The organism is Streptomyces tamarix (assembly GCF_032423885.1).
Lineage (GTDB): Bacteria > Actinomycetota > Actinomycetes > Streptomycetales > Streptomycetaceae > Streptomyces > Streptomyces tamarix.
This window is the reverse complement of record NZ_JAWCTQ010000055.1, coordinates 1-25,054: the sequence shown is the minus strand read 5'-3', so window position 1 is coordinate 25,054 and position 25,054 is coordinate 1. Positions and strand designations below refer to the sequence as shown.

The following is a 25,054-nucleotide window of genomic DNA, read 5'->3' as shown; positions in this document are numbered from 1 at the left end:
AACTGCGGTGGCAGATGGTCCGGGTTCGCTGTCACCGGACACAGACCTTGATCACCCCTGTCACGCTCACCGAGCGCCTCCTGAAGGTGTCACGCGCCCCTGTCACGTTGCCGGGATGCCGCGTGACAGCACCCGCGCGAAAGTAGATCAATTCGGGCATTCGGGAGCGGAATCGGCCTGGACCCCTTCTCCGGGCCGAATCCGCGTGAAGGCGCGGCAGCGTGACCCCCCACCAGCCGTTGATCACACTCTGTTGCGACCGGCGCGGAAGGCCAGCGGTCAGGTCGTGAGGTTGACGCCGCAGTCCAGGAGTACCGGCCAGCGCCCTTCGGCGGTGAGAGCCCCGGGCTCGTACCAGAGCCGTCCGCTGAAGTCCGTCTTCAGGCACTGATCGGCGCGGAAGAGCCAGAATCCGTCGCCGCCGAGATAGACCGCGTCGACGCCGGTCTCGCAGACCGTGCCTGTCAGTCCCGGCCAGCCTTCTTCGTGGATGATCCGATCGGCGAAGAGCAGGCGCCGACCGTCGGCGCTGACGTGGGCGCAGTCGCCGTCCTTGAAGAACCAACAGGTACCGTCGTCCTTGCCGTAGACCGCGTCGATGCCGCTGGCGAAGGCGGTGCCGGCCAGAGCGGGCCAGTACGCCGCGCCGGCGAAGTCCACGGGCCCGGTGCGCAGTTCCCCGGCGCCGTCGGTCTCCAGCACCAGGTTTCCCTTGAAGAAACGCCAGCCGCCCTCCGGGGTGCGGTAGACGGTGTCGCAGCCGCCGGCGAAGGCGGTATCGGCCAACCCGGGCCAGAACCTGGGATCGGTCAGGCGACCCACCGGCACCTCGATGCCGGTACCCGCCTTGTCGGTCCTAAGGGCCTTGTCACCGCGGAAGAACCAGTACCCGCGGTCCCCGAGAGGGACGACGGCGTCCACGCCGAGGGGGAAACCGTGGCCCACCTGCTCGGTGACCGGCCGGAACGCGACCATCAGGGCGTCCATGTTCGTGTAGCCGCCGTTGGCACCGTGCGGCTGGACGTCGACCACCTGGTGGTTGGCGATTCCGAAGTCGGTCACGCAGTACAGGGGGCCGTCGCCGCCGATGTCCCGGCCGCACTGGTGGCTGCTCCACCCGGTGTTCGTGGTGAACCGGAAGCTGTAGACGCCCTGCCCCGCCTGGACGGTGACCTTGGTCATGTAGTCCTCGGGGGTGAAGGACCAGGTGCCGCCCGCGCCGTGGTCCTTCTCGTCGGGGTCGGACGAGCCGCCGGGGTTGCCTACCCGGCCCGTCCACTGCTTCTCCGGCCAGCCGAAGGCGCGGTCCATCTGGTCGACCCGGTCCCAGCTCCACACCTCCAGGCCGGAGAAGAGGCCGCGCGGCGCCGGCCCCGGCACCTGGAAGCCGTCGTACCAGTCCCAATCGGCGCTCCCGAACGGGCCGAGGTAGACGGTCCGGTCGGTGAACCGGTCGGTGGGCACGGGGTCCGAGTGGAGTTTCGGCCACAGATAGGTGGCGTAGTCCATCGACTGCAGCCAGAAATTCCGGTCGTAGCCGATCAGCTTGGCGGCGTTCTTCGCGTCGCCGAGCCAGTGCTGGGTGTCGCGCGGCAGCTTGCTGCGGCCTGCCTGGTACTGGTCGGTCACCCACCTCACATAGCTCCGGTCGCCGTGCGGGGACACCACCTCGTCCAGCATGGACCGGTACTGGTCGACGCTGGACCGTTGCAGCCCCATCTGCTCGCCGTAGGCCGCCAGGTCGTGCAGCAGGGACAGGTGCAGGTTCGCGACCTGGACGAACAGCGGCGTCAGCGGCAGGGCGTAGTCCTCCTCCTGGAACAGCGGGAGCGCCGCGACGATGGACTGCTGCAGCGCCGTGGCCTGTATGGCGATCTGGGCCCAGTCCTTCTCCTTCTGCAGGGCGAATCTCCGGTACGTCTGGGCCGCGTCGCTGAAGCCCTTGACCTTGTCCCGGCACAGCTTGTAGTGGTAGTCGCCGATCTTCTGGTCGACCAGGTTCTCGATCCGGGATCGCAACTGCTCCCACACATCCGTGCCGGGGCGCAGGAGGACGTCCCACAAGGTGCTGAAGCCGAACGCCAGGAAGGGCCCCACGAAGGGCACCCCCTCATCGAGGATGAAGAAGATCGCGCTCTTGGTGACCTCCAGCGCGGTGTCGAGGTCCGAGGAGCCGGCGGCGTCCAAGCGCGCCGGGGCGGCGGCGCCGGCGGCCGGACCGCCGCCGGCCGGCGCCTCCTTCGTCGCCTCGCCTCGGAACGTCTGCGGTATCCGCTGGTCGACGGGACGGGACGCGTGCTGTTCCATGTGGGTTTCCCTCCGGGACGACGCCCGCGCCGGGCGCTCCTGACGGCCCGTACGCACCGGCCGCATACCAGCGCACAGTATGGTTCCGCGCTCCCCCCGCCGGCAGCCCGCCTGATCGCACAGGGGCCCGATCCGGACAGCGGCGCTTGCGCCCGGGAGTCCGGAACGGCGCCGTCGCCCCGCCGGGACCCGGCCGGCCGGAAGGCGTCCTACGCCCCCGGCACCCGCGCCGGTTCGGGGGCCGCCGCCCGGTGCACCGGGCCGTGGGAGGTCAGGCAGTGCCCCTGCGGCGCCGGCAGCGGGTCGCGGGGCGAGGGGGCGTGGTCGGCCTGGAGCGTGGTGTGGGTGATGCCGTACTCCTCGCGCAGCACGGTCTCCAGCCGCGCCCGTACGGTGTGGCAGTCCCCGCCCGGGACGACCAGGACGTGCGCGGAGAGCGACACCTCGCCCGAGGCGATCTACCAGACGTGCAGGTCGTGCACCTCGGTCACCTCGGGGTGGCCGGCCAGCCGCGCGCCGACCTCGTCGGGCTCCACGAAGTCCAGGGTCGCGGCCACCTGGCCGCGCCGTTCGGCGGGCACGGCGGCGCAGACCTCCGGTACCGCTTTCGGGACCCAGCCGGCGTCCTCCATGGCCTGCACCAGAGCGCGCGCCCGCTGCTCGGCGTCGTCCGCGCCGGTGCGGGTGGCGGCCGACTCGTCCAGGCCGAGGGCCTCGCGCAGGCCGGGCGCTTCGCCAGCAGCCTCTGCGTCGTACTCGGGCACACCGCCCAGGCGCACGGCGGCGGAGTCGTCCCCGAGCTGGGAGACGGCGGTGGCGAACCGCTCGGTGTGCAACCGGGTGGCATCACGCAGCGCACCGTCCTCGTCGACGCGCTGGCGCCGGTAGGCCACCACCAAAGCGACCAGTGCGCTGGCTCCGGCTACCACCCCGAAGGACAGCTTGACCGGCTCGAACAGCGTTTTGGAGTCGATGCGCTGTTCGGTCTTCACCTCCCGGGCCCCCAGTAGGTCCCACGCGGTATAGAAGACGGTGGCGGCCACCACGAGCGCGAGGGTGAAGGCCAGCGCCAAAACGGGGCCCACAGGCCACAGACGCAGGCTCCGCCGCTCGCTCTGGCGCCGTCGCTCCACCGGCCGCCGTACGGCGCCGTCGTCGGCGCGGACGACATCCCCGGGCCCCGGTCGTCGGTTCCGTTACTTCGACCGCGGAGGGTGACGCCCGGCCGTTCGCCCGCAACGGATCGGCGGGTGGACGGTCGGACGCTTGCTGGTAGGGGTGTGTTCAGCGTCGTCGCTGTCGGTGGAATCGCAGGAAGACGGCTGCGAGTTCCGGCAGTGCCCGGACCACCTCGACGGTGTCGGTACGGCGGGCCTGGCTGAGCGCGACGACGCAGACGACGGTCAGGCAGGCCACAGCGAGGCACAGCGCCAGGGGCAGCACGAGGGTGAGCAGGGTGTCGAGCATGGTGGGTGACCTCCGGTCAGTGAAAAAGGTCCTGCCGTCCCGGCCGGGAAGGCCGGGGAAGCAACCGGCCGTGGGCAGCGCCTGGTGATCGGTTCGAAGTTCCGCTGCGGCCGGTGGCGGCACTGTGAAGGGCCGCCGGGTTAGCCCTGCAAGGGGGAGCGATGACCCAGCGAAGCAAGGGGGGGGTGCCAGGCTCGATGCCGACCGCTCGCCGGCCGGTGTGCGGCCTGCTGCCCGGCCCTCCCCGGTCGTGTTTCGAAATCCCGGCTCCTCGGCTCGGTCCGTGGGCCACTTTCCTCGGCGTGCCCTTGCCGACGGTGGTGGGGTTGAGGGGTACGGGGGCCGGCCAAGGGGTCGCTCAAGCCGACTCGGGCATGGGCGGCCTTCGTGGCGCTCATGCCCGGTGTTCAGAGCCTGCTCGGCCGGGGCGTGCTCATCGCGCCCCGGCCGACTGGTCCCGTCGCCCCGGGCCGGGGGCGCGGGCGCTGGGTCAGTTCTGCAGGACGGTGTAGATGAGGGCGAGGACGGTGGTAGCGGTGACCATGGCGGTGCCCAGGGCGGGGTTCTGGTAGGCGATCCGCCCGATCGCGATACCGGCAAGGATGAGCAGGGCGAGAACGGCGAGCACGTACACGATGAGCCTCGATGGGGTAGCGACGAGTGCGGACAGGCACCAGTGAGCCACCCATGACCTGGGCTTAGGGGGAAACCGAATGACAGCGAATGACTCCGAAGAAACCGGAAGGGCCACAGAACCGGTCGCGGAGTTCGCCGCCTGGATGCGCGAGCTCCACCGGGAAGCGGCAAAGCCCAGCTACACCACCATCGTGCGGCGGAGCCGAACGCGGTACCCGGATGCCACCGTGCGGGAGAGCACCATCTCCGACATCCTCAGCGGCAAACGACTCCCTCGCTGGGAGACTGCGGAGCCCATCGCCTGGGCGCTGGGCGGCGAGCCCGCGGTGGCCGCGTGCCTGGAACGCTGGAAACGCGCCGACGCCGCCCGCTCCACCACACCCGCCCCGCCCACGGAGCGAAACGACCAACTACCCTCCCCCCCGCCTCAAGCGGCGGACGGATCACACGACCATGCCCGACAGGTTCCGGCCAGCCCAAGACGCACCTGGCCCTGGACGTTAGCCACTGCGGCTGTCGCCGTGTTCCTGCTGGGCTGGGCCGGCGTCGCGATCCTCACCGCCACCACCGACACCACCGGTGCCCGCCCCCCGGTCACCTCGGGCACCCCTGGTCCAGAACCCTCCGACAGCGCACCCACCGCCCGGTCGACGAAAGCGGCCCCCACCAGGGCGGTGCAAACTCCCAGCACCGCCCTGCCAGCCCATAGACAGCTGACCGCCAAGATGCACCCGATCGCCTCCTCACCGACCGAGTGGACGCCGGAGAAAGACATCGGCATCAACGTCACCGCCCTGGATGAGAAAGGCGTGAGCTACTTCGTCATCACCCCGACGCGCAGCTGCACGGCCACAGGGGTGGCGATCGGGGAATCCGCCGTCATCACAGGAGAAGACGGCGGCTGGATCCGGCTGATTGTCACCGCTATCGATCCACCCGGTCCCGGCCTGCAGAATATCCCGGTGACCTTTCACATCACCCGCGGAGACGGCGACCCACCCCGCGGCACGAAGGCATGTACCTGACGGGCAGCTGCGATCTTTCGGTTTCGTGACAGCCGCAGGGTATCGGCTGGCGGCCTGGGGTGCGGGGGCGGTCTGCGCACTGGTCATGGAAGGGGTGGGCCGTTGTCTGCTGGTGATCTGTTGGAACGAGGCTGAGTATCGCGACTGATCAATTCGAACGGAAGGTCGAAAAGCGATCAAAGTTCGATCTCTTTGATATGGCTGCGTACCTTTTAGCGGGGTTTAGAGGCAGAACGGTGAAATGATTGACGGTCCGTGTGCTGTACTGGCAACAGGTTCCATCCTCGACAAGAAGGAAGGAGTGAGATGCCCCACGTGTAAGGCACTTTCTTTCGCCGCAGCGACCGCTGCTTTCGTCGCCGTTCTCGCCGCGCCGGCTTCCGCAGCAGGGACGCCCACGGCCGTCACCCCCCCCAATGCCGAGCCGGTAAGGTCGTCATCGGCTTCAAAGGGCGTCCGTAGAGCACCAAGGACTGGTACGGCCTGTACAACTCCAGCCCTCACTACGCCGGCTGGAGCGAAGGCCTGGTCGGTTACCGCGGCGGTAACGACTAGGCGCGAGTGGCAGTGGGCGACGACGAGTAACTCCTACTCCACCAGCCAGCAGAGCGGAGACACCCTGTGTACGGCCTACTGGACCTGGGACGGCAGCAAGTACGTGTACGTCGACGACAACGAGCCCACCCAGCTGTTCTGCCGATAAGTGTCTGTTTCACATTTCAGTGATCAGGTGACCATGGGCCGGGCTCGGCCTGCGCTCGTCAAGCCGGGAGGGGTCCCAGGACGGCGGGCCTAACTTCTGGAACGGAGTGGTTCGCAGCCGACAGGAGATTCCGATGTGGAGTGCCGGAATCTGCTGTGGCGGCCGTGCCGTGGCCGGTGTCGGCGGCGTTCGCTGTCAGGACCTGACCTTACGTAAGGGTAAATCGACTTGAAAGGATGAGGCCCAGTGTTCTTCGAAAACCGTATGCGCGTCCTTGGTGCGGGGATTCTCGCAGTTGGTGCGTTCGCGATCGGCGCCCCGGGGGTGGCGGCCGCGCAGTCGCAGACCCTGACGGGGGCTGTTCGCGACGAGCTCCGTCTCGCGCCCGGCACGACGGATGTCGTCATCGCGGCTCCGTCTGGCTGCACGGCCAGGAAGTTCACGAACGGGCTCGGTGAGGCCACCTGTACGAGCGGGAACGGCCAGTTCCGGGTCACGATCACCTGCAAACGGTCCACCGGGAGCATCTACACCGCTCAAGGGCCGTGGAAGACGCCGGGCCCGAACGCCAGGAGCGCGCGATGGTGCGGCGCCTCCAGCGACACAATCACGTATGCGGGGGTGCAGAAGACCAACGGGTGAGCGGTGGCTACCTGCGGATAACAGAAGCACACCACACAACCTCGTCTGACAGGGCGAACACCAAGACCCCGGTCGCTGAGCTCTGCCCTCGGCCGGGGTCCCGGCGCTCTCCGGGTCGCCGCAGCGCTGCCCGTTCCTGCCGTCTTCGACTTCCTGCGCGCCGTGCCTGGCCGGGTCGCCGTGCCGCCGCCCGCCGCTGTCCAGCTCGGCCCGCTCGGTGCGCCGACGCCACACAGGCCCGGTGGCCCGCCGCCTCGCCGCGCCGCCGCCGTGGCGCCCTGCTGCCCCGTGCCGTCCGCGGTGCCGGTGCGGTGCCGCCGTCCCGCCGCTTCGCGGTCCTGCTGCTGCGGTCCCGTCACGGCGCCGCGCCGTCCGCCGCCTTCGTGGTCCTGCCGCGGCGCCGCCGCCCGTCGTGTCCCATCCCCGCCGCCTCCGTTCCGCTGTCCCCGCGTCCTGCTGCGGCGCCCCCGCCACTGTGCCTCGCTGCGGCGTCCCTGCCGTTGTCGTGTCGACACCGTGCCGCCGCGAGGTCGCTGTCTTGCCCCTCACCGTGTCACCGTGGCTCTGCGCTGCTTGCCGTGTTGATGCTGCCGTGGGCGGTGCGGCTTCGCGGCCCGCCGTCCCGCCGCGTCGCCGTCCCGCCCGGTGTCCCGCCGCCCGCAGCGCCGCGGCCGCCGTGCCTCTGCGGCGTCGTCTGGCTGGGGAAGGTGCCGGGCCAGCGAGGGTGGGCGCCGGCGCCCGCGACTGCGCGGATTCGTTCAGCGTTCCACTGCTGACGCCGCCCGGGCGCCGCCGCGCCGCTGTCTTCGCGGTCCTGTCGGGCCGCCACCGTCCCGCCCGCTCGGCACTGTCCGCTCGCCCGCCGGCCGTCCCGCCGCTCGGCCCGCGACCTCGCCCCCCGCCGCGCCCGGCGTGCCGTCCGTGCCGCTGCTGTCCCGCCGCCTCGCGGTCCTGGTGCGGTGCCGGGCTGCCGGGGCGCCGTCGCGGTCCCCTGCAGGCCCGCCCGCCCGTCGCCGCGCTGCCACCACCCGCGGCGCCGCCGTCCCGCCGCCTGCCTCCGCCGTGCCGTCGCGGTCCCGTCGCCGTGCCGCTGCCCGGCCCCCCGCCGTCCGGCCCCCGGTGTGCCGCCCGCGGCGCCGCCGTCCCGCCGCTTCGCGGTCCTGCTGCGGCGCCGCGGGCTTGCCGCTGCCCGGGCCCCGCTCCGTCCCGCCGTCTGGCCCGTGCCGCCGCCGTGTGCGGCGACGTGGTAGCCGGCCTGTGGGCCGAGTACGACCGCTACGCCGCCGATCCTGCCCGGCGCGACCCCGATCACGACCTGCCCTGCGCGGCGGCCGTCGTCGCCGTCCACGTCCCCGGCAGCCTGTTCTCCGTCGCCTGGTCGGGCGACGCCCGCGCCTACCTCCTTCTCGACGGACTCGGGCCTCTGCGGTTGCTGAGCGAGGACCACAACGCCCGCCGCGCCTACGACGGCCACGGAAATCGCAACCTGATCACCGCCTGCCTCGGCGGAATCCGCGACGACGAGGAGACCGAACGGTGGTGGGGCCACCCGGCCATCGAGCACCTGCGTACCCCGGCCCGGCCGGGGTGGCTGCTCCTCGCCTCCGACGGCGCCTACGAGCCCCACGAGGATGCCGACCGCGACCTGGCCGACTACCTGAACGGTGACCCGCGCACCGCCGCCGAGCGCCTGGTCGACGACGCTGTCCATCGTGCCCGCGCGCAGCGGGACCCGTACGCGGACAACGCCACCGCCCTGATCGCCCGCCCCACCTGACCGACCACCAAGGAGAACCCCTCATGGACACCCCGCCCGCCCCCGCCCCCGCGGCCGAGATCCGCGTCCAGCAGATCGCCGACCTGCACGCTGCCCTCCAGCGCGCCGCCCCACCGCTGGCCTTCGCCGCGTTGGTATCCCGGCGCCCCTGCCCCGCTGCTGGTCGTCGACCGTCGCCGGTGCTCGCCCGTACGAGGCCCCGCCACCCGGCCGGCCGCTGTACGGTGCCGTCGTCGCCTGCCGGGAGTGGTGTCCGGCCGCCTCCGCCCGCTGGCGCTCGCCCGTCGACCACCACTGGCGCTCGCCCGTCGACCACCACTGGCGCTCGCCCGTCGACCACCACTGTCGTCGACCGCTGTCCGGCCCGCCGTCACCGGGCCGCTGCGGAGAGCGGTGTCCGCCCGCCCGCCCGCCGGTGGTTGGGAGCACAACCAAGTCGCTGTCATGAGGGGGAGGTATCGCGGGCAAGGGATTTGTTTGGGAGTCAGCTCTTCCGTTTTGCCCATGAGTACGCGTACTCATGGCCATGTCAAGCATGCGATTGTACGTTGTCGGCATGTCTCGAACAGCACACTCCGTAGCCGTCCTAGCTCTAGGCGTGCTCACCTTCTCTCTCGCCGCCTGCTCCGGCACGCACTCGGTCGCTACGGTCGAGACGGGCAATGCCGTCTCCGTACCCGGGGGCGGGGACGCCGACCATCCGCAGCTTGACTTCATGAAACTGTCCTTCGAGGTCACCGATGGCTGCCCGCCGTTTGACGGCACCAAGACCGGTAAGACCCTCGGCCCCAGCGATGCCCCCACCATCCCCCCGGGCCCCTCCGGCGAGCCCTCCGGCAAGCCCGGCGACCGCGCCCCCCTGCCCGCGGACCCCGACCCCGCCGATCCGCCGGCCACCGACGACCCGGTACCGCCCATGCCCGACGAGAACCTCCTGGAGCCGGTTGCGCTCACCGAGCCCGAGACCTGCTACGCGGACAAGTTCGCCACGCACGTCACCGCGGCCCTCAAGGGCACGGGCGGCAACGCTGCCGAGGTGCGAGCCGCGCTCAAGCGCGCCGGGTACCCCGACGAGCGGATCGTGGACATGAAGCCCGAAGGCGGCTCCCCCCGTGTGCGGATCGACCTGCGCGGACAAGACACCCGCGTCGCCCTCCAGGTCGTGCACGTCGGCACCGCAGGCACCGTCGTGGAAAAGTTCGGCGCACAGCTCACAGCACCTCTCAAGGACGTCCGGTACATCCCGGAGCTGGCCGAGCCCCTGGGCTGAGCGGGACCGCCGACGTTGACTTTGTTCCGCGGTCGGCAACGGGCGACCACCTGCGGCAGGGGAAGCGGCAGAAGGGTGGCCACCACCTCTACGGCGGGAGGATCCCGTTCACCGCGACCGGACTGAACCATCTACGCGGGCACGACCCCGGCCGGTCTGGTGTTCCTCCCCGTCGGCCACGGAGCTGCTACCGCTCCTGCGGCTACCTTCAGGTGTTTTCGGGGTAGTCGGGTGTCATGTTCTTCTTCAGTAACCGGATCGGCTGCCTGGGATCGCTGCTCATCAGCGCGATCGCGACCGGCATCCTGATCATGATCTTCGCGCGCTGAACCAGCTGCTCAACGCCCAGCGGCCACGACCTGGTGGTCGCTGTCCTTGGCCGGCCTGCCGCGGTGCGCCACCCCCGTCCACCTGCGCCAGGTGCCGCACGTCCAGCTGCCGGTGTGGCACTGGGAGCCCGGCAACCCCAAGACCTCCTCGGCCGTCGACGCGCTCGCCGAGATCCTCTTCATGGGCCGCCAGGTCCGCCTCCACGTCCTGCTGGTCGCGCAGTCCGCCACCGCCCGCGCCATCGGCGGACCGGAGATGCGCGAGAACTTCTCCACCCGCATCCTGGTCCGCTACAGCCTCAACGCCTGGCACATGCCCGTGCCCGCCGGTCAGCCCCATCCCGATGCCCAGCCAGCACGACGGCCGCGTCCAAGTCGTCCCCCGCGGCCGCGCCCAGGAGACACAGGTGCTGAACCTGTCGGACGCCGAAGCCCGACAGTGGGCGATGTCCGGCGTCCACTCCCAGGGCGCGACCGGCCCGGCCTCGGGGAAGCCGGCCACCCCGGCGGCCGACCTCGCTGTCGGGTGTGGTGTCCGACTGTCCTGGACGTCGGTGCTTGCCCGTCGACCACCACTACCGCTGGCGTCGACCTTCGTACGGCGTCTCCGGCCGTCGTCCCGTCTCGGGCGCGCACTGCCGTGGGCCTGCTTGGCGCCGCTGCTGCGCTGCCCGTCTCAGTCTGGCGGCCAGAGACGGGCCGTAGGAAGGCCGTCGTGCCGCCGTCTGTTCGCCGCGTTGCGCTACGGACGGGACAGACTGGGACGACCTTATGCTTCTACGTGTCTGTAGAGAAATCGTGGGCGGGTCCGCGGGTCCCAGACCGCAGCCGGCAACCTGCCCAGGCGCGTGCCGCCGCTCCTCCGTCCTGACCACCGCACCGTGAGGGACTGATGTTCTCCCGTCTACCTGCCCCGCCCGCGGGCGTCGTGCGCAGCGATGTGATGGCTTCGCTCGTGGTCTTCCTCATCGCCGTGCCGCTTTGTGTGGGGGTGGCAGTCGCCTCGGGCGTGCCCGCAGAGCTGGGCCTGGTCACCGGCATCGTCGGCGGCCTGGTCGCCGGCATCCTGCCCGGCAGCTCGCTCCAGGTCAGTGGTCCCGCCGCAGGCCTGACGGTGTTGGTGTACGAGGCGATCCAGACGCATGGGCTTGCCGCACTCGGGGTGATCGTGCTCGCTTCCGGCGTTCTCCAGATGGCCTTGGGCGCTGCGCGGTGCGGGCGCTGGTTCAGAGGGATCTCGGTCGCGGTCGTACAAGGCATGCTGGCGGGGATCGGACTGGTCCTCATCCTCGGCCAGGTGTACGCCATGGTGGATCTGTCGGCTCCGGGCAGTGGGCCGGAGAAGATCGGTGACCTTCCCACTCTGGTGGTGGACACCGCCTCCAGCCGCACTGCCGTGTCGGCGTTCCTGGTGGGGGCGGGGACGATCGCCGTGCTGGGGCTGTGGAAGCGGGTGGCTGGGCGGCTATCGCAGGCGTTTCCCGCGCCGCTCGCGGCCGTCGCGCTCGCAACCATTGCCGTGGCCGTGCTGGACCTGCCGGTCGCCACCGTCAAAGTGCAGGGTTTGATCAAGTCACTCCAGCCGCTGGACCTGGGCGACTTCTTCCGTCTTGGTGACATGGCGGTGCTCGGCACGGTGGTGGCCTTCGCCCTCATCGCCTCCGCCGAGTCCCTCTTCAGCGCGGCGGCGGTGGACCGGATACACAACGGTCCGCGCACCAACTACAACAAGGAACTGATGGCCCAGGGAGTGGGCAACACGGTGTGCGGGCTGCTCGGCGCACTGCCGATGACCGCGGTGATCGTGCGCAGCTCCGCCAACGTCCGGGCCGGCGCCCAAACGAAGGTCTCACGTGTGCTGCACGGGGTGTGGCTGCTGCTGTTCGCCGCCTTGTTGCCTGCGGCTCTCGCAGTCATCCCACTGGCGGCGCTCGCCGGTGTGCTGATCCATGCGGGCGGGAAGCTGATCCCGGTCCGGGAACTGGTGCCGCTGTGGCGCGAGCATCGCGGTGAGGCCGTCGTCCTAGTGGTGACCGCGCTAGCCATCGTCGCGACGAACATGTTCGAAGGTGTCCTGCTCGGGCTGCTGATGGCTGTAGCCAAGGCGGCCTGGGAAACCTCCGTCGTCCACCTGGAGGTCGACGACAGCCACGCCCGACGCATCCGCGTCCGGCTGACCGGCAACGCCACCTTTCTGCGACTGCCCAAGATCCTGGATACGCTGGAGGCCCTTCCGCCCGACCGGCTTATCGACCTCGACCTGTCCGGGCTTCATCACCTGGACCACTCCTGCCACACCGCCATGACCAGCTGGGCACAGCAGCACAACGAGGACGGAACCGAAGTGGTACGGGTGAAGATACCGCCCACACCACCCCCGTAGCCGACCCCGGTGCTCTGGCCGTGCCGTCGAGTCGGCGCCCGGCGCCGTTCGCTTCGGCCGCGGCGCCGAGTCGGCGCCGCGGCAGTGCCCGCTCTGGTCACGCTGATCGGTGCCTGTGCCTGTGCCTGTGCCTGTGCCTGTGCCGGCCCGGCGGGGCGGGGCGGGGTGTGTCAGCCGATCGCCGCCGTCCTGCTGGACCGGGCCCGTGCCGAGGACGATGCCCGCTCGTCGTGGCGCGGGAGCGGGCCGAGGCCCACCTGCCCGTCCGCTGGCCGTTCGCTCCCTGCCGTGTCGCTGTCGTGGGTCTGGCTTTTGGCGTCCGCGTTCGTGACTGCGGGGCGGGCGCCGACCGTCGCCGCCCTGCCGCCGTCCCCCGCGGCGCCGTCGGGGCCGCGCTGCCGCCACGGCCTCACGTCGGCCGTGGCCGTCCCTCCGCGGCGGCTCCGTCCCGCCGCCGCGCCGTCCTGCTGCGGTGCCGCCGCCTCTGCTGCGGTGTTCGGGCCCCCCGCGGCACCGCCGGGCCACCGTCGCCGCGCCACCCCTGCCGCCTTGACTGTCGCGAGCCTTGCTGCTGGCGCCGCCGTTCCACCGTCCCGCCGTCCCGTCGTTGGCTGTCGTGGGTGGTGTTCGACCGTCTCGGCTACCGGGGTTCGCCCGTCGACCACCACCCTCGTCGACCTTCGTACGGCGTCCCGGCCCCGTCGCCCCACCTGCCGCCCTACACCTCCGAACGGCGAAAGCACAGCAGCCCTGGCAGTCTGCCTCCCCACCTGCAACCATCACCGCTGTCACAGCGCATTTCGCGGACACCCGCCCAACCGCGTGAACAACGCTGAGGGTCAATGCAGTGGCTTCGCTGTGTTGGGTGTCCGGCGCAGTCCTGTAGCTGGCGCTTGGCGTTGTACGGGTTGCGGTGTGATGCCAGGTGACTGTCGGGTTCAGGGGTTGTGCCTGATGGTCTGCCGGATCCAACCGGCGTAAGCGGGCACGTTGGTGTAGAGGCCCGGCCCGGCTGAGCAGGGGACACCGGGGCTGCCCGGTCCCGAGGCCACTCCGATGGGCTCCCACCGCCCGTGTCGGCCCTTTTGGAGTTGCGGCCCGCCGGAGTCCCCGAAGCACGCCATGGCCGCGGGCACGCGGCTGACCGCGCACAACCGGGTCCGATCGGCGTGTCCGGGGGCGCACTCGGTCTCGGCGCCCCGGCGCGTCCAAAGCTCCCGCAGCCGCTCCGGGAGATGCAGCCCGGTGTCGGAGGTGGTGCCGAAACCCAGGATCCGGGTCGGGGCGCCGGGACGTCCCGGCCGTTTCGTGATCCGGACGGGTTTTTCGGAGACGGGGCGGTGCAGGCGGACCAGGGCTATGTCGTCCCGGTTGGCGGCCTTCCCGTCACCGTTCAGGTAGCCGGGATGGATGAAGGTCCGCGCGATGGTTCGGACGGTCCCCCCCGGACTTTCGGTCCGTGCTGCCGATCCGGACGTAGCCGTCCAGCTCAAGCCCGTCGCCCTGCAAGCAGTGGGCCGCCGTCAGCACCCACTGCGGATCGATCAGCGAAGCTCCGCAGTTGCCGTCGTACAGCCCCTGCTCGGGCGCCGACTCCGGGATCACCGCCATGAACGGGTAGCGTTGCCTCGGCTCGGTCCCGTTGACGATGGCTCCCGCGCTGCCGGCCATCAGCGTGGCGCACGTGGTCACCGCGAGCGTGCAGACCGCTACCGTGCGGGCCGCCTGGCGGCGGACCGTCTTCATGCCGAACATCCGGGGTTTCCTTCCTCCGTACTTCCTGATGGTTCAACCCTGTTTGTTGCCGGTGTCGGCCGGACCATCCGGTCGGCCCCCCAAGACGGTGGGGACGATCCCCCGCCCCTTGCAGGGGAGGACCCCCGGAACAAGACGGCGGGGGGCCTCAGCGCCCTGCGCGCCGCAACGCATGAAGATCACTGCATCGGCTCGGGGAGCCGCCGCACACGAGGAGTGATCACCATGTACGGGAACAGCAAGTCCATCGGCCGGCGAGGACTGCTCGCGCTCACGGCAGCGCTCGCCACCACGGCGGTGACCGCCCCGGTGGCCTCCGCGGCCCCGTCCCCACCCTTCGTACCCGGCGCCACCCCCGCCTCCCCCGCAGGCGTCGTACGCTCCCTGGAACGAGCCGCGCACCCGCTGCGCTCCACGCAGCCCGGCGGTTCGACGGCGGACCTGCGGGCGCTGGACGCCATGGTCGGAGACGCGAAAGTGGTGGGCCTCGGCGAGGCCACGCACGGGTCGCACGAGTTCTTCACCATGAAGCACCGCGTCTTCCAACACCTCGTCGAGGAACGCGACTTCACCACCTTCGCCCTGGAAATGAGCTGGTCGGCCGGGCTCAGGATCGACGAGTACCTCCAGGGCGGCCCCGGCGATCCGCGGCGGATCGCACGGGAGACGCTGGCCGGATCCCCCTGGGAACGTGAGGAGTTCGTCCGTCTGATCGGCTGGATGCGCGACCACAACACCCGCCACCCCGACCGCCGGGTCCACTTCATGGGCGACGACCTCGGGGCACCGAAACTCGGCGACCACATCTTCGAACGGGTCCTGTCGTCCGTCGCTACGGCCAGGCCGGAAGCACTGCCCCGGCTCCAGGAGCTGTACGCGGGACTGCGCCCCTTCGACGACGTCTTCGCCCACCTGCGCAAGCCGCTTCCGGAACGCAAGGAGAACGCCGCGCGGGCACAGGAGGCCCTCGGCCTGGTGGCCGGGCACCAGGAAGCCGGTGGTGAGGACTACGCGTGGACCGTGCAGCACGCCCGGAACATCGCGCACACCTTCGCCTTCGCCACCGTCGACCTCACGGACCCGGCCTCGGTCACGGCCGCGGAGCGCCTGCGCGACCAGGCCATGGCCGACAACGTGCTGTGGTGGCAGCGCCAGACCGGCCACAGGATGCTGCTGTCCGCTCACAACGGCCACGTCGGCTACCTGTCCACCCATCCCGACATGTACCCGCGCACCCAGGGCACCGTCCTGCGCGACTGCCTGGGCCGCGACTACGCGGCGTTCGGCTTCACCTTCGCCGGCGGCTCCTTCCTCACCAAAGACACCTCCCTCGACGGCGACTGGAAGCCGGTCACCGTTCCGGCGGCGCGCCCCGGCATGCACGAGCACACCCTGGACCAGGTCGGGTACCGAGACTTCTACGTGGACCTGCGGGCGGTACCCGCCAAGGCCCGGATCTGGCTCAACCGGCCCCGGCCGGTCTACGACGCCGGCTCGACCTTCACCCCCGACCCCCTGCCCACCCTCGCGATCGGCCGCGCCTACGACGTCCTCGTCCACCTCCACCGGGTCCGGGCGGCCGACAAGCTCTGACCCCTCCCGGTGGCGGTCGACCGCAGGGAACCGCTTCGCGCCGTTGACGCCTCACGGTCGGGTCCGGCAGGGAGGGAGGCGGACCGGGGGCTATCGCTTGTTGTGGGCGTGCGGGCAGCCTGACCCCGCAGACCTGGCGGATCCGTTTCGGCGGCACGTCGTCGCCGGGCGCCACTCGGCGCGCAGCGCCGTGACCGTACGGGTGCCTCGGCCACCAACGCTTGCCCGTCGACCACCAGCGCCGTCGACTCCCGTACGGCGTCCCGTACCGCCGTCCGGCCGTCCCGTCGCCTCGTCTCCCTGCCGCCGCTCCATCGTCCCGACGTCCCGTCACCGCCCCGTCCCGGGCACTGGCGCTCGCCCGTACGGCCTCCACCTCCCGGCTGACCGTGACAGGGCCCGGCCTTGTCGTCGATCGCTGCTTCGGCCTGCCGTCGCCCGCCTTCTCGCCTTGCTGCCGGCGCCACCGCTCCACCGGCCGCCGTACGGCGTTCGCTCCGCCGGCCCGCCGCCGGTCCCGCCGTTTCGGAGGGCGGTGTCCGGCCGTCCCGCCGCACCGGTTTGTCGTCGGTGCGGACGACGTCCCCGGGCTCTGGCCGTCGGTTCCGTTGCTTCGCCGCGGAGGGCGGCGTCCTGCCCCGCCGCCGTCGCTGTCTCGCCGGCTTCGTCTCGCCGGCATCCCGGCTCCTCGCCCCGCTGCTGGCTGTCGACTGCTGCCCCGTCGCCCGTTGCCCCTGGCGTCGGTGCCGTGCGCGGTGTCCGGCCGCCCGGCCCGTCGTCGACCACCGCTTCGACACTGCTCTGCCGCTCCGTCGTCGGTTGCTGTCGGGGGGTGGCGTTCGACTGTCCCGGCCATCGGGGCTCGCTTGTCGATCACCACCATCGACCGACCGTCGTCTGCCCCGCCGTACGGCGCCGCCGTGCTGCTGCGGAGAGCGGTGTCCGGCCGTACGCCGTCTTCCCGCCTCCGCTGGCGTCGACCCGTGGGGCGCGCTGCTCCGGCTGCGATCTTTCGGTTTTGTGACAGTGGGGTGGGAGACAGTGGGGTCGGGGTGTGTTGGTGCTGGTCGGTGGTGGTTTCGGGGCGCGGGGTCGCTGTCTTGGCGGTGAGAGAACCGTGGGGTATTGCTGTCCCGGGGCGTTATCGCATTGGAGGTGACGCTGTCTCGGTTTGGTGAGTTCTGATCGTGGTCCTGCCGTCCTGCCGTCCTGCCGTCCTGCCGTCGCGTCCGGCGTCCTGGTGTGCCGCCCGCGGCACCGGCGTCCCGCCGCTTCGCGGTCCTGCTGTGGCGCCGCGCCGTTGCTGTCCTGCCCCTGCCGGGCCGCCGCGCCGACACCCTGCCGCCGCCCTGGGTCTCGGCCGTGCCGCTGCCGCCGCGCCGTCGCGTTGCTCTGCCGTCTGCCGTGCCGCTGCGACATCCCCGTTACTGCCCGCTGCTGTCGTGTCCCCGCCGGGCCGCCGCCGGGCGCCCGTCCCGCAGCGCGGCCGCCCGGCGGCGCCGGCGCGCCGCCGCCATCCCGTCGTCGTGCCGACCCCGCCGCTGCTCGGCCCGTCGCCCGGGCCGCCGCCCCTGCTGCGGTGCCCGGGCCGCCCCCCTGCGGCACCGCCGGGGCGTCCCTGCGGCTGGCGCGTCGACTCCCTGCCGTCGCGGGCTCGCCGCGGCTCGGCCCGCCCACCTCCGCCGCTGCGGCGCCCCCGTCGCCGCTCGGTCCGCCCTGTGCCTCGGCTGTGTCGCCCGCCCGTTCCGTCGTGGTGCCGGCGTCCTGCCGCTTCGCGGTCCTGCTGCCGTCCCGCCGCTTCATGGCCCTGTTGTGGCGCCCCTGCCGCCCGCGGTCTCACCTCTGTGTCTCGCGCCGCGGCCGCGGCGGGCCACCGTTGCCGCGCCGCCCCTGCCGCTTTGACTGTCGCGAGCCTGGCTCCTGGCACCCGTCCTGTGTCACCTCGCCCGTCCGCCGCGCCGCGCCCGCCCCGCGGCGGCGCCAGCGCGCCGCTGCGCCGGCCGTCGTGCCGCTGGTGTCCGTCCGGCTGCCTGGCGCTGTCCGCCGCCCTGCCGCCGCAGCGGGCCCACCCGCCCGGGGCGGCGCCGGGCCGCCGGGCCGCCGCTGCGGCGCCTCCACCGCTGCGCCCGCCGCCATCCCACTACCGCCTCCGCCCAGCCCGGCCCCAGCCGACTTCGCACAGGAGACGCTCGACTTCGGCTGACCCGACGACAGCGGGGCCGGGCAGGATCACCCTGTCCGGCCCCGCTGCTGGTTCCGGGCTGTTCACCGGCTGAGGCGGATGCGTGGCCCCCACGCGAACTCGAGGTCGTCCAGGAAGACGGTCTCCAGCTCCCTTCTCCCACCGGCCGTGCAGGAGCATCGGAACGGTCTCCATCCGCTCCAGGACGACCAGGGTCTCCGGTTGCCCGATCAGCGCGTACCGGCCGTGGGAGGCGGGCCGACTGCCCGGCCCGTACGCGCGCAGCAGCTCCTCCAGGCGGGCGCGGTGCTGTTCCACGAACGCCTCCAGGCGCTCGATGTACCCCTGGCGTTCCTCGGTGCGTACCGCGCTCAGCGCGACGTCCAGGAACTCCCCGTCCGGCCAGTGCCGCGTCCCGGTGCGGCCAGGGCCCACGGGAAGCTTTCCGCGGCCGCCAGGACGTCCTTCGCGTCCAGCGCCCAGACGTTCAGCAAGCGCTACACCGGCGTCTTCGGGCAGACCCGTGGCACCGTCACTGGCGGAGCCTGGCCCGACGACAAGGGGTTCCTGGGGAAGACCGTCGACACCACCACCGGGCTGACGCATGTCGGCGCGCGGCAGTACGACCCGACCATCGGGCAGTTCACCAGCGCCGACCCGAAGCTGATCCTGGACCAGGCGCAGTCGCTCAACGGGTACGCCTACGCCAACAACAACCCGGTCACGTATGCCGACCCGACCGGCGAGGGTGTGCCCGAGTGCATGGAGCCGCAGAAGTACGGGATCACCTGCAAGGGCGACATCCCGGTCTCCAGCGGCGGTAGCGGCAACGGCGGCGGTGGCGGCGGCTGTGACGTCCCCTGCCAGCGCGCGCTCGACAACATCGCCAAGAAGTGGAAGGGCGGCCTCTACAAGGCGCTCGGTGTCGACCTGAAGAAGTACGTCCAGGTCATCACCCAGGAGACCTCCCCGTGCGTCGAAAGGCGCCATGGTCTCCTCCGGCGTCGCGGCGGGCTGTGACGACCTCGCGGGCATCGGCTCCACCGACACCTGGAACGACCTGCTCAACGAGTGGCTGAACGGCAAGGGCGGCAACCGGGCCTTCGGCGCCGGCAGCCACATCACCCAGCAGCTCGCCACCAACAAGCACAGCCTGAACGTCCTCGCCCAGCTCCGACAGCAGATCCAGGCGGCCGACTACGACATCGACCCCGCCTCGATGGGCGGAAGATCCTCCTACAAGGACCCCAGGACCAACTTCTTCAACGACATCACCGGCATGCTGACCGACGGCGCGAAGGGATCCGGGGTTCCGGAGGCGTTCATGGGCTCCTACGATCAGATCCACCAGGTCATCAACGTCAACAAGCGGGAACGCACCTTCACGGTCGCCTTCGCCGCGTACAACGAGACCGGTACGGAGTCCCTGACCCACGTCGTTCCGGACATCGGGCAGGGGAAGCAGATGGGCACCCTGCACCAGACCTACTACTGGACGATGACGGTCGATTTCTGACCGTCGCCGACTGATGACAAGAGAGGGGACAGGAGTGGCCGTGCGTGCACTCGACCGTCTTCCCGTACGGGCCCGAGGCCCGGTGCACCGGTCGCTCCGGGCGCTCGCGCTGCTGCTCCTGCTCGCCGCGGTCGTCGACCTGCTGTCGAACCTGGTGCCGCGCCAGGCTTCGCTGCGGGATCTGCTCGACGACGTGCGCGCCGGCCGGACCTCGGTGGTCCATGTCTTCTACACCGCCCCCGACGCAGTGGGGGTGCGGTGGACCACCGGGTTCGCCGGCGACAAGGAGCTGACGCACCGCTTCGAGACCCTTCCGGGGGGCGAGGGCGGTGAGGCGGCTTTCGAGGCGTTGGTGCGGAAGGAACTCGCGGGGAAGGGCGGCGGCGGTGTGCCGGTCGCCTTCGACAGGGAGGATCCGCTGGAGAGGCTGGGCGGTCTCTCCGCCCTGGTGCCGGTGCTGTACTGGCGGTTCATCTCCACCGCCTGGCTCGCCTGGGCGGTTCTCGTGGCCGGGGCGACCGTCCTGGTCGACATCGTCGTCCGGGCGCGGCTCCGGGCGCCGAGCGCCGGACACTGGCTGACCGCGTGCCTGGTGTTCGGCGCCGGCTTCCCCGCCTACCTGTGGTCGGAGCCGGCGGCGCTGTGGCGCCCGACGGCGGACGGCCGCATCGGCGGCGGGGGAGTCGTGGGCCGTACGGCTCTGTGGGCGGCCGGGGTCGTGGCCCTGGCCGTGACCATGGCCGCGACGCGCTGACGCGCGGCTCGCTGTTCGTGTCGCGTTCCGTGTGAGGAGCGCCGTGGCCGAGGGTGGTTTCAGTCGCCCTCGGCCACGGCGTCGCCCAGACAGTCGGGGCACACGCCCTTGAAGACGATCTCGGCGTCGAGCGGCCGCCAGTCGGGGAGGGTGCCGCGAGGCGGCTTGGGGGCCGGGGAGGTGGTGAGCGGGCGGCAGGCCGAGCTGCTCCTGGGGGAGGGCCGGCATCCGGACGCCGACTGGATCGGGCGCGAACTCCTGGCGCAGGGCAAGAGCCCGGCCCGCGCGCGGCGGGCGACCGTGATGGACGGGCCGTGTGCTGTCGCGCTGGCCCTGTCGCAGGACACGCCCCGGATCTTGGCAGGCGACTTCCTCCAGCGGCCGGTCGAGGTGGTGGTGTCGTGCCTGCGCGGTGCCGCGATCACTCTGCTGAGCCTGCCAGGTGCCCCGGTTACGGCGGGCTTGAAGGCCGCGGCGGCCGGGGTGTCGTTCGGCTGGGGAAGGGTGCCGGGCCGGCGAGGATGGGTGCTGGCGCCCGCGACTGTGTGGATTCGTTCAGCGTTCCACTGTTGACGGCCGCCCGCCCGTCCGCCGCTGTGCCGCCGCAGCCCCGCCTCCCTGCCGCGCCCGGCGTCCCGGCGTGCTGTCCTGCGGCACCGGCGCGGCGCGGTCGTCCTGCCCACTTCGAGGTCCTGCTGTCGCGGGCTCGCCGCCTCGCCGTGCCGTCCTGCTGCCGCCGCCCGCGGCCCCACGCCGCCCGTCCGTCCGCCGGCCGCTCGGCCCCCTGCCGTGTCGCTGTCGTGGGTCTGGCTCTTGGCGCCCGCGCTCGTGACTGCGGGGCGGGCGCCGGTCCCACTCGCCCGTGCCGCCGCCGTCCCGACCATCGGGGCTCGCCCGTCGATCACCACCGTCGTCGACCGTCGTACGGCCGCGTCGTCGACCGCCGTCTCGCCGCGCCGTTTTGCCGTCGACGATGGCCGCCGTCCTCGCCGCCGAGGGGGCCTGGTCGTTTCGTCGTCGTGTTGCTGCTGCGGGCTTGGGTCCCAGGCTCTCCACGTCGTCCCGTCGCTTCGTGTTTCTGCCGCCTTCTACTGTCGTCGTGCGGCCGCCGTTCTGGTGGGCCCCGGTACGCCGCCGTGCCGCCCTCGCCGCGCTGCCCTCGCAGTGCTTGCCGCCGTGCCAGCGTTCGCGCCTGTCGCTGCTGCCCCGTCGCCCGTTGTCCCTGCGTCGACGCCGTACGCGGTGTCCGGCCGCCCGTCGCGGTCGTCGACCGCCGCCCCGCCGCCCGTGCCGTCCGCCCGGGCCTTGGCCGTGCCGTCCCGCCCGCCGGTCGCGCCGTGCCGCCGCCGCGCCGTCGGCCCGCCGGCCGTGGACTCGTCGCTGCTCGGCCCGTCGGCCGCGTCGTCCTGGTCGTCTATCTGTTTCCGGGGTGCGGGCGCCGGGTGGCTCGGTGTGGTGGGTGCCTCGAGCCAGGCCATCCCGCCGCCGTCCCACGCTGTGGTCCTGCCGCCGCTGCCCTGTCCCGCGTCGCCGTCCTGCCGACACCCCGCGGTCCCGGCGCCGTTTCGCTGTCCCGCGTCGGGCCGCTGCGGCCCCCCGCCGCTGTGTCTCGCCGTGCCGCCGTGCCGCTGTGGCGCCGCGGTCCCGTGGCGCTGTCGCCCTGCCGTCCGCCGCGGTGCCGGCACTGTGCGGCGGTGGTGTCGCCGTCCCGGGCCGCCTTGCCGTCCCGCTACCGGGGTGGTGGTGGACGACGACGCCCACCGTCACGTCCAGCGCATGCCGATGGCGGACAGCTGCTCCACCCACTCCGGGGACAGTGTCGCGGCCCGGCTGCGCTGGTTGCCGATCCATGCCTCGAGGCGGAGCTCCCGCTCCTCCTGGTCCTCGCCGTTGCCGCCGCTCCTGGCTCTGTTCATGAGAACGGGCTCTGGCTCAGGTTCTGTGGTCCGTGACTGTGGGTCACCGATTAGATCTCGAACAGGGCTTCCTCTTGTGGCGGGATCGGAGGGGCAAGGATGTCGCGGAGGCGGGTGATGTCCTGGCGCCACTTCGACCAGTTCGCGGCTTCGGCCCATAGCTCGGCGAGTTCAGACCGGTTGGAGACCACTTGATCCAGGGCGTCGACGGCGAGCATTCGAAGGTCCGCGGGCAGCTCCGGTAGCGGCTCTGAAGGGCCATAATTCGAACACGCCCGATCGCCGTCAGAGTGCTGGGCAACGACCAGAGCCGCCGCGCCCACGGCTCGCTCGCCGTCGTAGATACCCAGGAAGTCCGCGGGCCCGGCGGCACGCTTGAGCACACCCCGGATCATGGCTTCGCGCTCTTCCAGTGGTGCCTCGTCCAGGTCACCGGCGAAGTCGGCGGCGGTGTCGTTGTCGAAGGGGCCGATGTCCCAGGTGCCCATGTCTCTCCTCGCGCGGTCGTCTGGGGATCGTCGCACCGGCCACTGACAGTGCACTCAGGAGGCAAGCAGTACCCGCTTGCGCAGGAGGCTGAAGTCAGCGCGTCCATACATCTGCCGCTTGATCATTTTGATGCGGTTTACATGGCCTTCGACTGCGCCCGAGCTCCAAGGCAGGGTGAGACCGGCGATGACGGCATCGCGGTCGCGATCGATGCCGGCGGCAAAGGTATGGAGACTGGGCAGATCGTCCTGCCGGACGGCGACGAGCCAGTCCGGAAGACGCTCGCCCTGGCGCTCGGTCAGCATGACGGCGAAGGCGCGGACGTGTCGGGTGAGCGCGTCGATCTCGGGGCAGTGGGTGCGCACGGCCTTGAGCAGCAGTTGTTCGGGCTCGGGAAGGGTTTCCGGTCGCCGGAGAATCCATCCGGCGACCGTTCGGGGTGAGGGCGGCCGGGCGACTACCGGTCGTGGGGAGGTGCGCTTCTTGTGCAGGTAGGCGCGGACGCGCTGGTAGCTGCCCTTGTAGCCGAGCGGCACGATCTCTTCCCACAGCTTCCAGGCGTTGGTGCAGCCCTCGTTCCACCGGTCGTCCAGGTAGGGCTTGTAGTCATCGAGGACCGAGGGCCGGTTCTGCCACTGGCCGGTGAACAGCTCCTCCGGAGCCTTGGCCTCGGCGAGCTGTTTGACGGTCCGCCATGTCATGCCGAGCTGCCGCTGGACCGAGCGACGGCTGTGCCCGGCTTCCAGCAGTGCGTGGACGTCGGCGTGCCGGGCCCTGGTGCGGTCGGCGAAACGATGGCCGGTCGGCCATGGCGAGCCAGAGGAATCCTTCTCCGGCGCAGGCTCCGGATCGGGATCGGGGGCGGCCGTGACAAGGGCGCGCAGGCAGCGGCGGTGCTGAGCGACGGCTCGTTCGGCAGCCTCGCTCACGTTGTGCCATAGGTGCCAGCGGTCCGCGACCTGGACCGCCTGTGGAGCGCCGACGGTGGCACCTTCGGCGAAGAACGGCGCCCGGTCACGGCAGATCACCTCAACGCCCGGCCGCGCGGCGAGCCAGGCCGCCAGGCTGGACGCCTCCCGGTCCGGCAGCAGGTCGATGGGGCGGCGGGTCTCGATGTCGATGAGGACGGTGCCGTAGTGGCGGCCCTTCCGGGTTGCGTACTCGTCAACGCCTACAACCCGTGGTGCGGCCACCTCGGGTTCGGGAAGCGCTTCCACCAGACGAAGCACCGTGCTGCGGCTGACGGAAACGCCGAGGACGTCGGCGATGCGGGCCCCGGCCCGGCCCGCGAGCGCCAAGCCGACCGACGCCAGGGTCAAGCGCAACCGTTCGGTCCGCTGACTGTGCCGGCGCGTCAGGCCCGGTATCTGCTCGACGAAGGTACGGCGTGCGCAGTCCGAGTTTCCACAGGTGAACCGCCGGACCTTCAATTGAAGGACGACCCGTCGGCCTCCGCTGGGAACGTCAGCCGGAAACCGCAGATAGGAACCGTGAACCCGGTTCGACCAGGTGCCACAGACCGGGCACGCGGCGCCGCCGGCGGTGCATTGCGCGTCAACGCGCACTATCGCGATGTTCACGTCCACCGACAGCACCGCGACGTCCGCGATCGACGGGAACAACAACCCCTTGAGCCGGAGCAGGACCTCTTCCACGGCCCTGAACCTTCAGCCCAACTGCGTTGCCCAGGGATCATTTTCAGGCGACTTCACCCACAGCTCGAAGGGGCCGAGTGGTCACTGACAGTGACTGGGTCACGGAACTTGAGCCAGAGCCCGAGTTTCGACAGCGTCTGGGTCTGGTTGAGGGGTTGGCGTCGACGAGGACGGGGGCCAGTAGGAGGCAGGGCCGCGCTGGGTCTACGAGTACACCTGCCACCAGTGGTCCGCCTCGGCACGAGCCACTTCGGTGTCGTACTGACCCGCGTCGAAGTGGAGCTCTGGCGGCGGGTAGGGCGCGGTGTGCGCTGCCCACGGGACCTCCCAGTCCGACCACTGCACGATCTCTCCGAACCGCTGTACCACTACGGTCAGGAAGCCGCAGCACCCGCCGGTGCACTCGGGTTCTCCCAGCTCCAGGCGGCGGGCCTCACCGGTTGCTCGGAGAGGGCTGGGCCGCCCCGCAGGCAGCACGTCGGCGGCGTACGGCCCGCGGCCGCCCTCGTCAACCGCCTCCACGATGTCCTCGCCATTGACCCAGACCCGCACCTGAGCCGCGAAACGGGGCCCCGGCGGCAACACCCTGATCTCCAAACGATCGAACATCAGACCACCCTACGGGGCGCGCTGACGACGGCGCGCAGCCCCGTCG

The 25,054-nt window shown here is 71.5% G+C and carries 19 protein-coding genes and 2 pseudogenes; 10 read left to right on the top strand and 11 right to left on the bottom strand.

The window, feature by feature from the left end:
- Positions 1–279: 279 nt before the first annotated feature.
- The 5 genes and pseudogenes from RND61_RS29040 to RND61_RS29020 form a co-directional block, all read right to left on the bottom strand.
- Positions 280–2,307: an insecticidal delta-endotoxin Cry8Ea1 family protein gene (locus RND61_RS29040; RefSeq protein WP_315881120.1), complete on the bottom strand. Its 2,028-nt coding sequence runs from the start codon at positions 2,305–2,307 to the stop codon at positions 280–282.
- A 209-nt stretch (positions 2,308–2,516) separates the two neighbouring features.
- A complete protein-coding gene (locus tag RND61_RS29035; RefSeq protein ID WP_315881119.1) occupies positions 2,517–2,750 on the bottom strand; it encodes a hypothetical protein in 234 nt (77 codons plus the stop codon).
- 318 nt (positions 2,751–3,068) lie between these two features.
- Positions 3,069–3,440, bottom strand: a pseudogene (locus tag RND61_RS32785) (pentapeptide repeat-containing protein); the annotation flags it as partial.
- A 151-nt stretch (positions 3,441–3,591) separates the two neighbouring features.
- Positions 3,592–3,774 (bottom strand): hypothetical protein, encoded by a 183-nt coding sequence (locus tag RND61_RS29025; RefSeq protein WP_315881118.1) that lies wholly within the window; start codon positions 3,772–3,774, stop codon positions 3,592–3,594.
- A gap of 490 nt (positions 3,775–4,264) precedes the next feature.
- Positions 4,265–4,408, bottom strand: coding sequence for a hypothetical protein (locus RND61_RS29020; protein WP_315881117.1), 144 nt, complete (start codon positions 4,406–4,408; stop codon positions 4,265–4,267).
- Positions 4,409–4,487: 79 nt separating this feature from the next.
- On the opposite strand from RND61_RS29020, the gene RND61_RS29015 reads away from it, so the two are divergent.
- From RND61_RS29015 to RND61_RS29000, 4 genes are all read left to right on the top strand, one after another.
- Positions 4,488–5,435 carry a hypothetical protein gene (locus RND61_RS29015; RefSeq protein ID WP_315881116.1) on the top strand — a complete coding sequence of 316 codons (948 nt, stop codon included), beginning with the start codon at positions 4,488–4,490 and terminating at the stop codon, positions 5,433–5,435.
- 949 nt (positions 5,436–6,384) lie between these two features.
- A complete protein-coding gene (locus tag RND61_RS29010) occupies positions 6,385–6,780 on the top strand; it encodes a hypothetical protein (RefSeq protein WP_315881115.1) in 396 nt (131 codons plus the stop codon).
- Between the two features lie 1,243 nt (positions 6,781–8,023).
- Entirely contained in the window at positions 8,024–8,557 is a 534-nt protein-coding gene (locus RND61_RS29005; RefSeq protein WP_315881114.1) for a PP2C family protein-serine/threonine phosphatase, read from the top strand.
- Between the two features lie 556 nt (positions 8,558–9,113).
- Positions 9,114–9,827: a hypothetical protein gene (locus RND61_RS29000; protein ID WP_315881113.1), complete on the top strand. Its 714-nt coding sequence runs from the start codon at positions 9,114–9,116 to the stop codon at positions 9,825–9,827.
- Between the two features lie 338 nt (positions 9,828–10,165).
- Here the strand turns inward: RND61_RS29000 and RND61_RS28995 are convergent, their stop codons facing one another.
- The gene (locus RND61_RS28995; RefSeq protein ID WP_315881112.1) at positions 10,166–10,432 is read right to left on the bottom strand and encodes a hypothetical protein; all 267 of its coding nucleotides are present in this window, start codon (positions 10,430–10,432) and stop codon (positions 10,166–10,168) included.
- A 616-nt stretch (positions 10,433–11,048) separates the two neighbouring features.
- Between RND61_RS28995 and RND61_RS28990 the strand changes: the two genes are divergently transcribed.
- A complete protein-coding gene (locus RND61_RS28990) occupies positions 11,049–12,539 on the top strand; it encodes a SulP family inorganic anion transporter (protein WP_315881111.1) in 1,491 nt (496 codons plus the stop codon).
- 938 nt (positions 12,540–13,477) lie between these two features.
- Here RND61_RS28990 and RND61_RS32780 read toward each other — a convergent pair.
- Positions 13,478–14,150, bottom strand: a pseudogene (locus RND61_RS32780) (S1 family peptidase).
- 369 nt (positions 14,151–14,519) lie between these two features.
- Here RND61_RS32780 and RND61_RS28975 point away from each other — a divergent pair.
- The 5 genes from RND61_RS28975 to RND61_RS28955 all read left to right on the top strand — a co-directional run bounded on the left by RND61_RS28975 (position 14,520) and on the right by RND61_RS28955 (position 20,912).
- The gene (locus RND61_RS28975; protein WP_315881109.1) at positions 14,520–15,887 is read left to right on the top strand and encodes an erythromycin esterase family protein; all 1,368 of its coding nucleotides are present in this window, start codon (positions 14,520–14,522) and stop codon (positions 15,885–15,887) included.
- Between the two features lie 2,404 nt (positions 15,888–18,291).
- The gene (locus RND61_RS32775; RefSeq protein WP_391654366.1) at positions 18,292–19,089 is read left to right on the top strand and encodes an RHS repeat-associated core domain-containing protein; all 798 of its coding nucleotides are present in this window, start codon (positions 18,292–18,294) and stop codon (positions 19,087–19,089) included.
- The gene (locus RND61_RS28965; RefSeq protein WP_315881108.1) at positions 19,058–19,585 is read left to right on the top strand and encodes a hypothetical protein; all 528 of its coding nucleotides are present in this window, start codon (positions 19,058–19,060) and stop codon (positions 19,583–19,585) included. The genes RND61_RS32775 and RND61_RS28965 overlap by 32 nt, the downstream gene beginning before the upstream one ends.
- Positions 19,586–19,625: 40 nt before the next feature.
- Complete coding sequence (locus RND61_RS28960; protein ID WP_315881107.1) at positions 19,626–20,339, top strand: hypothetical protein; 714 nt, start codon at positions 19,626–19,628, stop codon at positions 20,337–20,339.
- 108 nt (positions 20,340–20,447) lie between these two features.
- Positions 20,448–20,912 (top strand): hypothetical protein, encoded by a 465-nt coding sequence (locus tag RND61_RS28955; RefSeq protein WP_315881133.1) that lies wholly within the window; start codon positions 20,448–20,450, stop codon positions 20,910–20,912.
- 1,190 nt (positions 20,913–22,102) lie between these two features.
- Here the strand turns inward: RND61_RS28955 and RND61_RS28950 are convergent.
- The 4 genes from RND61_RS28950 to RND61_RS28935 all read right to left on the bottom strand — a co-directional run bounded on the left by RND61_RS28950 (position 22,103) and on the right by RND61_RS28935 (position 25,008).
- On the bottom strand, positions 22,103–22,255 hold the full coding sequence (locus RND61_RS28950; RefSeq protein ID WP_315881106.1) for a helicase associated domain-containing protein: 153 nt from the start codon (positions 22,253–22,255) through the stop codon (positions 22,103–22,105).
- A gap of 50 nt (positions 22,256–22,305) precedes the next feature.
- A complete protein-coding gene (locus RND61_RS28945) occupies positions 22,306–22,743 on the bottom strand; it encodes a DUF4259 domain-containing protein (protein WP_315881105.1) in 438 nt (145 codons plus the stop codon).
- A 54-nt stretch (positions 22,744–22,797) separates the two neighbouring features.
- The gene (locus RND61_RS28940) at positions 22,798–24,399 is read right to left on the bottom strand and encodes an ISL3 family transposase (RefSeq protein WP_315881104.1); all 1,602 of its coding nucleotides are present in this window, start codon (positions 24,397–24,399) and stop codon (positions 22,798–22,800) included.
- A 204-nt stretch (positions 24,400–24,603) separates the two neighbouring features.
- Positions 24,604–25,008 (bottom strand): hypothetical protein, encoded by a 405-nt coding sequence (locus RND61_RS28935; protein ID WP_315881103.1) that lies wholly within the window; start codon positions 25,006–25,008, stop codon positions 24,604–24,606.
- Positions 25,009–25,054: the final 46 nt, after the last annotated feature.

Excerpts from the sequence above, each read along its gene's own strand:
- RND61_RS29040 (WP_315881120.1), bottom strand. The coding sequence starts at position 2,307 with ATGGAACAGCACGCGTCCCGTCCCGTCGACCAGCGGATACCGCAGACG.
- RND61_RS29025 (WP_315881118.1), bottom strand. The coding sequence starts at position 3,774 with ATGCTCGACACCCTGCTCACCCTCGTGCTGCCCCTGGCGCTGTGCCTC.
- RND61_RS29015 (WP_315881116.1), top strand. The coding sequence starts at position 4,488 with ATGACAGCGAATGACTCCGAAGAAACCGGAAGGGCCACAGAACCGGTC.
- RND61_RS29000 (WP_315881113.1), top strand. The coding sequence starts at position 9,114 with ATGTCTCGAACAGCACACTCCGTAGCCGTCCTAGCTCTAGGCGTGCTC.
- RND61_RS28990 (WP_315881111.1), top strand. The coding sequence starts at position 11,049 with ATGTTCTCCCGTCTACCTGCCCCGCCCGCGGGCGTCGTGCGCAGCGAT.
- RND61_RS28975 (WP_315881109.1), top strand. The coding sequence starts at position 14,520 with ATGTACGGGAACAGCAAGTCCATCGGCCGGCGAGGACTGCTCGCGCTC.
- RND61_RS28965 (WP_315881108.1), top strand. The coding sequence starts at position 19,058 with ATGGTCTCCTCCGGCGTCGCGGCGGGCTGTGACGACCTCGCGGGCATC.
- RND61_RS28950 (WP_315881106.1), bottom strand. The coding sequence starts at position 22,255 with ATGAACAGAGCCAGGAGCGGCGGCAACGGCGAGGACCAGGAGGAGCGG.
- RND61_RS28945 (WP_315881105.1), bottom strand. The coding sequence starts at position 22,743 with ATGGGCACCTGGGACATCGGCCCCTTCGACAACGACACCGCCGCCGAC.
- RND61_RS28935 (WP_315881103.1), bottom strand. The coding sequence starts at position 25,008 with ATGTTCGATCGTTTGGAGATCAGGGTGTTGCCGCCGGGGCCCCGTTTC.